The 8,637-nt window shown below is 39.5% G+C and carries 9 protein-coding genes; 5 read left to right on the top strand and 4 right to left on the bottom strand.

Annotated elements, in window-relative coordinates; translation table 11 throughout:
• The 3 genes from AN486_RS25345 to AN486_RS25335 all read left to right on the top strand — a co-directional run.
• A partial coding sequence (locus AN486_RS25345) for a DUF4351 domain-containing protein (RefSeq protein WP_290602925.1) occupies positions 1 to 778 on the top strand: 778 nt, incomplete at its 5' end.
• Between the two features lie 79 nt (positions 779 to 857).
• The gene (locus AN486_RS25340; protein WP_199924391.1) at positions 858 to 1,202 is read left to right on the top strand and encodes an aminotransferase class I/II-fold pyridoxal phosphate-dependent enzyme; all 345 of its coding nucleotides are present in this window, start codon (positions 858 to 860) and stop codon (positions 1,200 to 1,202) included.
• A gap of 145 nt (positions 1,203 to 1,347) precedes the next feature.
• The gene (locus tag AN486_RS25335; protein ID WP_053538348.1) at positions 1,348 to 1,782 is read left to right on the top strand and encodes a hypothetical protein; all 435 of its coding nucleotides are present in this window, start codon (positions 1,348 to 1,350) and stop codon (positions 1,780 to 1,782) included.
• Between the two features lie 190 nt (positions 1,783 to 1,972).
• Here the strand turns inward: AN486_RS25335 and AN486_RS25330 are convergent, their stop codons facing one another.
• From AN486_RS25330 to AN486_RS25320, 3 genes are all read right to left on the bottom strand, one after another.
• Complete coding sequence (locus AN486_RS25330; RefSeq protein ID WP_053538347.1) at positions 1,973 to 2,905, bottom strand: CbiQ family ECF transporter T component; 933 nt, start codon at positions 2,903 to 2,905, stop codon at positions 1,973 to 1,975.
• Between the two features lie 147 nt (positions 2,906 to 3,052).
• Positions 3,053 to 4,417, bottom strand: a complete 1,365-nt coding sequence (gene der / locus AN486_RS25325; protein WP_039202145.1) for a ribosome biogenesis GTPase Der — start codon at positions 4,415 to 4,417, stop codon at positions 3,053 to 3,055.
• Between the two features lie 375 nt (positions 4,418 to 4,792).
• Entirely contained in the window at positions 4,793 to 5,536 is a 744-nt protein-coding gene (locus tag AN486_RS25320) for a response regulator transcription factor (RefSeq protein WP_027401963.1), read from the bottom strand.
• Positions 5,537 to 5,768: 232 nt separating this feature from the next.
• Here AN486_RS25320 and AN486_RS25315 point away from each other — a divergent pair, with 232 nt between their 5' ends.
• A complete protein-coding gene (locus tag AN486_RS25315; protein ID WP_053538346.1) occupies positions 5,769 to 6,803 on the top strand; it encodes an alpha/beta fold hydrolase in 1,035 nt (344 codons plus the stop codon).
• 118 nt (positions 6,804 to 6,921) lie between these two features.
• A complete protein-coding gene (hetI, locus tag AN486_RS25310; RefSeq protein ID WP_053538345.1) occupies positions 6,922 to 7,644 on the top strand; it encodes a 4'-phosphopantetheinyl transferase HetI in 723 nt (240 codons plus the stop codon).
• A 592-nt stretch (positions 7,645 to 8,236) separates the two neighbouring features.
• Here the strand turns inward: hetI and AN486_RS25305 are convergent.
• Positions 8,237 to 8,458 carry a ferredoxin-thioredoxin reductase variable chain gene (locus AN486_RS25305; protein ID WP_053538343.1) on the bottom strand — a complete coding sequence of 74 codons (222 nt, stop codon included), beginning with the start codon at positions 8,456 to 8,458 and terminating at the stop codon, positions 8,237 to 8,239.
• Positions 8,459 to 8,637: the final 179 nt, after the last annotated feature.

Below are 8,637 nucleotides of genomic sequence, written 5' to 3'. Positions count from 1 at the left end.
CAAATTTCTCGGTGAACCTTCTTACTTTCTCGTTCACATTGAAGCCGAATCAGGAGCAAAATCGAAATTTAATCAAAGAATGTTCCGTTATTTTTCCAGATTACACGAAAAATTTGACTTACCAATTTATCCCATAGTCATTTTTTCATATTCTTCTCCCAAAACCTTAGCCACAAATAACTATCAAATCAACTTTCCTGATTTGGAAGTGCTAAAATTTAATTATCAAGTCATCCAACTAAATCAGCTAAATTGGAGAGACTTTTTAAATAGTCAAAATCCAGTTGCATCTGCTTTAATGTCGAAAATGAATATAGCACCAGCGGATAGACCAAAGGTGAAAGCAGAGTGTTTAAGGTTGTTAGTAACTTTAAAATTAAATCCGGCAAAAATGCAATTGATATCAGGATTTATTGATACATATTTGCGACTGAATAAAATAGAAGAAGAGAAATTTGCAGCAGAAATAGGTTCATTAATAGCAGCGGAAAAGGAGGAAGTTATGCAGATAGTTACTAGTTGGATGGAACAAGGGATTGAACAAGGTATTCAGCAAGGGATTGAACAAGGTATTCAGCAAGGTCGTCAAGAAGCAATTACCAAGGAAAAAGATTTAATTGTCCGTCAAATCAAGAGGAAAGTAGGAAATATTGATATGGAATTAGAAACCCGGGTTAAAAGTTTAAATCTAGAGGTAATTGAAGTATTAGCAGAAGCAATATTTGATTTCGCTACTGTGGAAGATCTACGAAATTGGTTAGACAATTTACATGATTAAGTTAAACTATATAAAACTCCACCTAACTTATTAAGTTTTAACTTCGCAATTTAAAATAACCTGCCAAAAATTAAAACCCATGAATAAAATCCCTTTCAATAAACCCTATATGACAGGTAAAGAGCTTTGGTATATTAGCCAAGCTCACCACGCTGGACAATTGGCTGGGGACGGGAACTATACCAAAAAATGCCATCAATGGCTAGAAGCGCAAACGAATTGCCACAAAGCCTTACTCACCCACTCTTGTACAGCAGCCCTGGAAATGTCGGCTATTTTAGCCGATTTAGAACCGGGAGACGAAGTGATTATGCCCAGTTATACTTTCGTTTCCACAGCTAACGCTTTTGTTCTCAGGGGAGCAGTTCCCGTATTTGTTGATATCCGACCCGATACCCTAAACTTAGACGAAACCCTCGTATAAGCGGCAATTACGGACTGTACTCGTGCCATTGTCCCCGTTCATTATGCCGGAGTAGGGTTATAACTATGCTCATCTCTTTTCTAATGTTGCTGCTTATACTAATACTATTCATAGGGATACACTATTCCACTCTGCTATTGTGGAAATGCTGGCTAAATTCAATACACCTTCAACAGGTTTGGACGGAGTAAAGCCATTAGAATATCATGTTGGGGTACATCCTTGGGTAGCAGCAAATCTCAATATTTTGGGTGGTCAAGCACCTCTATTATTAGCTATTTGTCAGCAAATTGCTTTTTTGCCTGTATTATTTTTTACCGCAGTATTAGTCCTCAGTTGCTTAGTATCTACTCAAGTCTCAACATTGGTAGCTTGTGGGTTTACTTTTTTAGCTTTGTGGTTGTCAGGAACTCGTATTTGGGATTCTTATTTAGCAGGTGAATCCTATGCTTTTTCCCTACCTATCTTTATGGCGATGTTGCCAGTAGGTCAGTCCTGGTTGTTTAAGGCTTGTCAAAGTGTAACTGAAACGAAAACTCAGCTATATTCTTGTAACCTGTCAAAAAAAATAGACAAGTAAAGAACTTACCAGTGTAAAAAAAGAGAAAATTACGATATTAACCTACCAACTAAAAATAAGGTAATTTGGCGTTGCTGAACTCAAGTATGAAATTGAAAAATCAATGACTTCAAACTCTTACTCTCTGCGACTCTGCGCCTCTGCGTGAGGTAAAATCATATTCTGAATCAGCAACGCCGGTAATTTTAAGTCACGCTGCGTTATCAGCACCAAAGGCTATTCTGATCCCCCAAAATACCATTAAAGTGGCGATCGCTAACCAATCACCCATTTTTAATTTTAACTCTTGCCATCTCACTCGATGTTCGTTAGGACTAGTAAAACCCCTTACCATCATCGCATTTGCCATTTGTTCTGCCCGCAAAAGCAGATTTTCTAATAATCTTTCCGTCACAATTAACCAAACTTTTGCTCCTCCTTTTAATCCTAGCTTTTTCCAATTAATTGCCCTAGTCATCACGGAACGAACTAGATTTTGAATTTCTTCTAAAACCAGGGGAATAAATCGCAAGGATAAAGTTAGAGTCAGGGTAATTTCTGTAACGGGAATATTGAACCTTCTCAACGGCTGCATTAAACTTTCCATTCCCGAAGTAATTTCTTCTGGTGCAGTTGTGAGTAAATATAAATTAGTGCTGTAGATTAATGTAAAAACTATTGTACTCAAGCTAATTGCTAAATCCAAAGAACGGCGATTTATTTTCACAAATCCTTTCTGAAATAACACATAGCTATATTTTTTATTGCTATCTGCTATTATTGGGGTAACTTGGGTCTTTTTATCAGTTATTGGTTGAGTGAGAATTTGTTCATTTGCGGGTAAACGGGATTGATAACTCACACCTAATCCATCAGGACTAATCGCGCCAATAACCAATACCATAAATGATAGTACCAATAACCAGCCCATTTGTTGTCGCCATACTCGCAGAGGAATTTTGGCAAATACAGTAAAAGTAATTAGCAGTAATACCAGTAATACCCGCCAATAGTTGTTAGCGATAATATAGCTACTGAGAAAGCTCAATAACCAAATTAACTTCACTCGCGGATCGAGTTTATGTAACCAAGTTTGCGGTTCTTCTAAGTAAAGTCCGAGGGGGAGCGATCGCAATAAATCCATATTTTGTCAGTTGTCATTGGTCATTGGTCAGTTGTCAGAATAAATAAAAATAAAACAGTCGGTTTTAACCGACTTTAGCTTTTAGACAGGGAATTTATTCCCTGGCTTCCTGGCTTCTGACTCCTGACTCCTGACTCCTTACGTTTCCTATTTTACACGAGTAGCACGATTTGGTCCGCCAATTTCCATTTCTCGAACTTTCTTACTGCGCCAAAATAACCGAATCGGTGTACCTTGAAAGCCAAGCTGTTTACGGAATTGGCGTTCAATGTAACGGCGATAATTGTCATTAAAGCGGGTATTATCATTAACAAACAGCGCGATAGAAGGAGGCTGACTGCTAACTTGAGTACCGTAGTATATCTTACCCTGACGACCGCCCCGTGAAGTCGGTGGTGAATGCCAACTGATAGCATCTTCCAGAACTTCATTAATGACTGATGTACTCACACGGCGTTTGTGTGCCTCAGCCGCTTGATTGACCAATTCTAAAATCTTTTCTACCCGTAGTCCCGTATTTGCGCTCACAAAAATAGTATCTGCCCATTCCGTAAAATGTAAGCGTGATTCTAGTTCTTTTTCATGGTCATAGATGGTGTAAGAATCTTTCTCAACAGCATCCCACTTATTTACAACCACAACACAAGCGCGACCTTCTTCTAAGACGCGCCCTGCTAATTTTTGATCTTGTTCAGTGACACCATCTAAAGCATCAATCACTAATAAAACCACATCGGAACGACGAATAGCTTTAAACGCACGGTTAATACTGAAAAATTCCGTCCCGTATTCTATATGTTTCTTTTTGCGAATACCAGCAGTATCAATTAACCTGTAAGTTTGCCCACCTCGTTCAACTATTGTATCAATTGTATCTCTAGTTGTTCCAGAAATAGGACTGACAATAGCTCTATTTTCACCGACAAAAGCATTGAGTAAGCTCGATTTGCCTACATTTGGTCTACCAATAATGGCAACTTTAATTTCTGTATTTTCCTCTACTTCTACTGTATGAGGAATGTGATTCATTAACTCATCTAGGATTTCCCCTGTCCCACTACCATGAATAGCGGAAATGGGGAAAGGTTCACCTAGTCCTAATTCCCAAAATTCAGCGGCTTGAATCACCCCTTGGTCTGGAGATTCACATTTATTCACAGCCAGTAATACGGGAACTGGTTGTTGACGTAACCATTCGGAAATTTCTTCATCTGCGGGCATCAAACCAGCTTGCCCATCCACTACGAAAATAGCAGCACAGGCTTCTGCAAGCGCCGTTAAAGCCTGTTGGCGAATCATGGGGAGAAATTCGGTATCATCGTTAAAAACCAAGCCACCTGTGTCTACTACGACAAATTCCCGATCATTCCAAAAAGCTGGACGGTAAGTGCGATCGCGTGTTACCCCTGGTTCATCGTGGACTATCGCCGTTTGATCTCCGGCAAGACGATTTACAAAGGTAGATTTGCCCACATTGGGGCGACCGATAATTGCAACAATTGGCAATGCCATAAACTAGAGTTCTTTAGTGCTGAGTGTGTAGGTGTGCTGAGTTTTGTCTCTACGTTCTTCACCCAGCACCATTTTAGAGAACTACTAATTATATCATAGTTTTTGGTCATTGGTCATTGGTCATTGGTCATTGGTCATTGGTCAGTTGGTAATTATACTAAACACGGGTGAGATTTAAACTTTTGCCAAATGACAAAGAACCCAGATGTGTAGGGGTTTAGCACCAAACAATCAAGCCGTTTTGAGTATAATTATTTTCCCCTGCTCCCCTGCTCCCCTGCTCCCCTGCTCCCTGCTCCCCTGCTCCCTGCTCCCCTGTTCCCTGTTCCCTGTTCCCTGTTCCCTGCCCCCCTGTTCCCAGTCCCCAGTTCCCTTTTACTCAACTACTGTAGCCATAGTTTCCTCCATTCCCGGAGGTACACTAGGTAATTCCAGACAATATCCTGCACCGTAAACGGTTTTAATGTAGCGCGGATGACGAGGATCAGGTTCGAGTTTAGTTCTCAAGTGGCGAATATGCACCCGAATAGTTTCAATATCATCATCAGGATCATAACCCCAAACTTCTCTGAGGATTTCGCTAGGAGAAACCGTTTGTCCATGACGTTGCAGCAAACAATGGAGTAACTCAAACTCTAAATGAGTCAGTTTCACCGTTGCTTTGAACCAGATAGCCTCAAATCTTTCGGGAACGAGGGTAATCGGTCCATAGTTGAGAATTTCGCTATGTTTTGCTGCTTGGGGAATCCGGTCAGTGCGTCGTAATAAAGCCCGTACTCGCGCTAACAATTCTTCTAGCTCAAAGGGTTTGGTCAGATAGTCGTCTGCACCAGCATTAAACCCTTCCACTTTGTCATGGGTTTGGCTTAAAGCAGTTAACATCAAGACAGGAATTTCGGCAGTCCGTTCATCCCGACGTAAGCGTTGACAAACTGTAAATCCATCTACTCTAGGTAACATCAGATCAAGCATAATTAAGTCAGGTTGTAGCTGGAGAGCCAGAGCCTGACCTTTAATGCCATCTTCAGCTTGACTAACATCGTAGCCCGCCATTTCCAAGTTGACGGCAACAAGTTCTGAAATCGCTGGGTCATCGTCTATGACAAGAATCCTCGGCATTCTTAAAAAATTATAACTACTTTATTTAACGATAATTGACGCTCTCCCAACTACCAAAATTTCGCTACGCTGATTCTGGGAAAAAGTTGAGGGATGATTAGATGATCAAGCAAACCATAAGGCTTTGTTTTCCTTGATATATAAAAAGATTACCATCTTAATTATGAAAAATATGTTAAATCTAATATAAATATTAAATCCAAACTATTGTAAGATACAATGCTCTTATTTTATGTATAAATACGAATATTTACCGCCCTATTTTTTGCAAAATGGCGTGACCATGACGGCTTATACGGCTTTATGGGCTAATCGGGATTGGGAGAGTAAAATTACTCATCCAGAACCAAAATATCACGAGGTTATCTTCTCTGGGGGTCAAGGTGTGCCAATTTTTGGTCAAGTTGCTATTCCCCCAAATGCCCATAGTACAATTGTTGGCACCTATGGTATTACTGGAGAGCTAGACCAGCAATGGTTTTTACGAATTTTGGGACGCAAGGCTTACGCCCAAGGCTATGCTGTGGTGTTATTTGATTGGCGGGCGCATGGTAAAACCGCAGAATTATCGCCAACATTGACTTCGGATGGTTTGTATGAGGGGGAAGATTTTGTTAAAATAGCCGAAACTGCGGCAAAAATGGGTTGTCCTTCACCATTTTGGTTTACGGGCTATTCTTTGGGGGGACAGTTGGCTTTGTGGGGAGTGAAAGCTGCTGCGGATTTAGCACCTAAAGACATTGACATTGCCGGTGGGGCGGTGATTTGTCCAAGTTTGGATTCGTTGCGATCGCTCACCTATTTAGTTAAACACCCTTTTGGTAAATATGTCGAGTCTCGCATTGCTCAGGAATTGAAAAAACTAGCCTGGAAAATTCATGCTGCTTATCCTGAGTCTATTCAACCAGAAGCTATTGCCAGGGCTAATAGTATTTGGGGATTTGATGAAGAATTGGTGATTGCCCGTTTGGGTTTTGCGACGGTTGCTGATTATTATCAAGCCAGCAGTGGTTTAGAATTATTACCAAAATTATCTCAACCAACTTTCATTTTATATGCTGCTGATGACCCTTTATTTGATCCGGCTATCATTCCTGATTTAGAAGTTGCTGCTAGAAAAAATCCTGATATAGATTTATTACTGACTCGCTACGGTGGTCATGTTGGTTATGTGAGTAGCAAAAAATGTCAAAATCAATACCAAGATCCTGATCAATGGTGGGCGTGGAATCGTGTTTTAGAGTGGATAGAAGGAGTTAGGAGTTAGGAGTTAGGAGTTAGGAGTTAGGAGTTAGGAGTTAGGAGGAAGAAAGAATATCCCTAACCTTTCCGACTATATCAAACGTTTTGTCTCCCGAATTTTTACAGTTTAATTATTAGATATTGTGTGTAATTTGAATTGGCTACCCGCACCTAAAAAATTAGATTTGTTATTAAATGATGTGCATATTTGGCGCATTAATTTAAATTCTGATGAATTACAATTACAATTTTTTCGGGAAACTTTATCTAGTGATGAAATTGCTCGCGCCGAAAGGTTTTATTTTCCTGAACATCGGCAAAGATTTATGGCTGGACGTGGCACTCTCCGCGCCATTTTAGGGCAATATTTAGATATTGCCCCTAAACAAGTAGAATTTGAATATCAGCCGCGTGGTAAGCCTTTATTGGCGGCTAAATTTGCTGATAAAGGATTGTTATTTAATTTATCTCATTCCCAAGATTTGGCTTTATTGGGGATAAGTTATCAACATCAAATTGGTGTGGATTTAGAATATATTCGCACTATGTCCGATTTGGAAGGTCTGGCGAAAAGATTCTTTTCTGCTAGAGAATATGAATACCTGCGACTACTTTCTCTCGCCCAACAACAACAAATATTTTTTCGTTATTGGACTTGTAAAGAAGCTTATTTAAAAGCTACAGGAGATGGTTTAGTACAGTTAGAAGAAATTGAAATAGATTTAACACCAAATCAACCTAGTAAATTACTTGTCTCAGGAGATTGGAGTTTAAGGGAATTAACACCGGCAGATAATTTTGCGGCTGCGGTTGTGGTTGCAGGTAGTAATATTAATTTGCATTGTTGGGAATATTTTCTTGATTAAGTTAATATCTTCCTTTATCCCGTTCTAAATCGAAAATCGCCTTTTCAAGATACCATCGGTCAGACTGTCCGGGGTATTTTATCATGAGATGGTTGATTAGTCTTTCGGCGGTTGTATTCTCATTATTGAGTTTGCGAAGTAGTTGCTTCCACAACCTCGAATTTTTGTATGTATTGTGGGTATTTTTGGTATAGGTTTTAATCCTTAGTCTCCGTTGAAAAATGTTTTTAATGATCCAAATCGGGTTTTTATTTGGTGAAAATCTAACTCGCCTATAAGCATTTATTACCTGATCAAGTATCAAAAATATTACTCGTAGTCCCAGGAGGAAGAGAATGATCTGGGTGAGTATAAGAATTAGAGGACTCATACTTAACTAAACGGAGACATTGTTGAATTCATCTTTTAGCTTAATGTCTTTCTTTCCAGTGACTTAAATCACGTGAAAGCGTGTATTAGAAATTTCACGAAAAGGCGAACTGCCAAGTCAGCATCATCGCACACATCAATAATAAAACTAATCCGTGTAGCACTTTGGGTTGGCGACACGGTACGGACGGTATTTTTTAATTTTTAATTCCGCCCTGTGGTACTAGATATTTTCTATTTCAAAATCGCGTAAATGGGCTTTAAACTTTTTGCTGAACTGGACTAAAAAAGGAAAGTTGGCACTTACAGGTCTATTCTGCCATTGGGTGACAATAGCCACTAATTCCCCTTCTGCATCCTTGATGTCAAAAGCATCACCGCGATGTTCGGGATGATGATAAACTACTACTGATTCTTTAACACGCACGCGATCGCCTATTTTCATAATATCTTATGTATCTAACTTTTGTTGTTCCTAAACCATCTCCACAGCTATTTTGACTGCAAAATCCAGCATGATTTAATGGCAAACCCAATTTTACAACATATTGCGCTATTAAGCTGTAGAACAAACTTGTATATTTCTTATTGAGGTCATTGGTCATTGGTCATACTCTTTTCCCT

Origin of the sequence: Anabaena sp. AL93 (assembly GCF_001672085.1) — a bacterium.
In the GTDB taxonomy this organism is placed as follows: domain Bacteria; phylum Cyanobacteriota; class Cyanobacteriia; order Cyanobacteriales; family Nostocaceae; genus Dolichospermum; species Dolichospermum heterosporum.
Note: the sequence above shows the minus strand (reverse complement) of the source record. Positions and strands in the feature narration are given on the sequence as shown.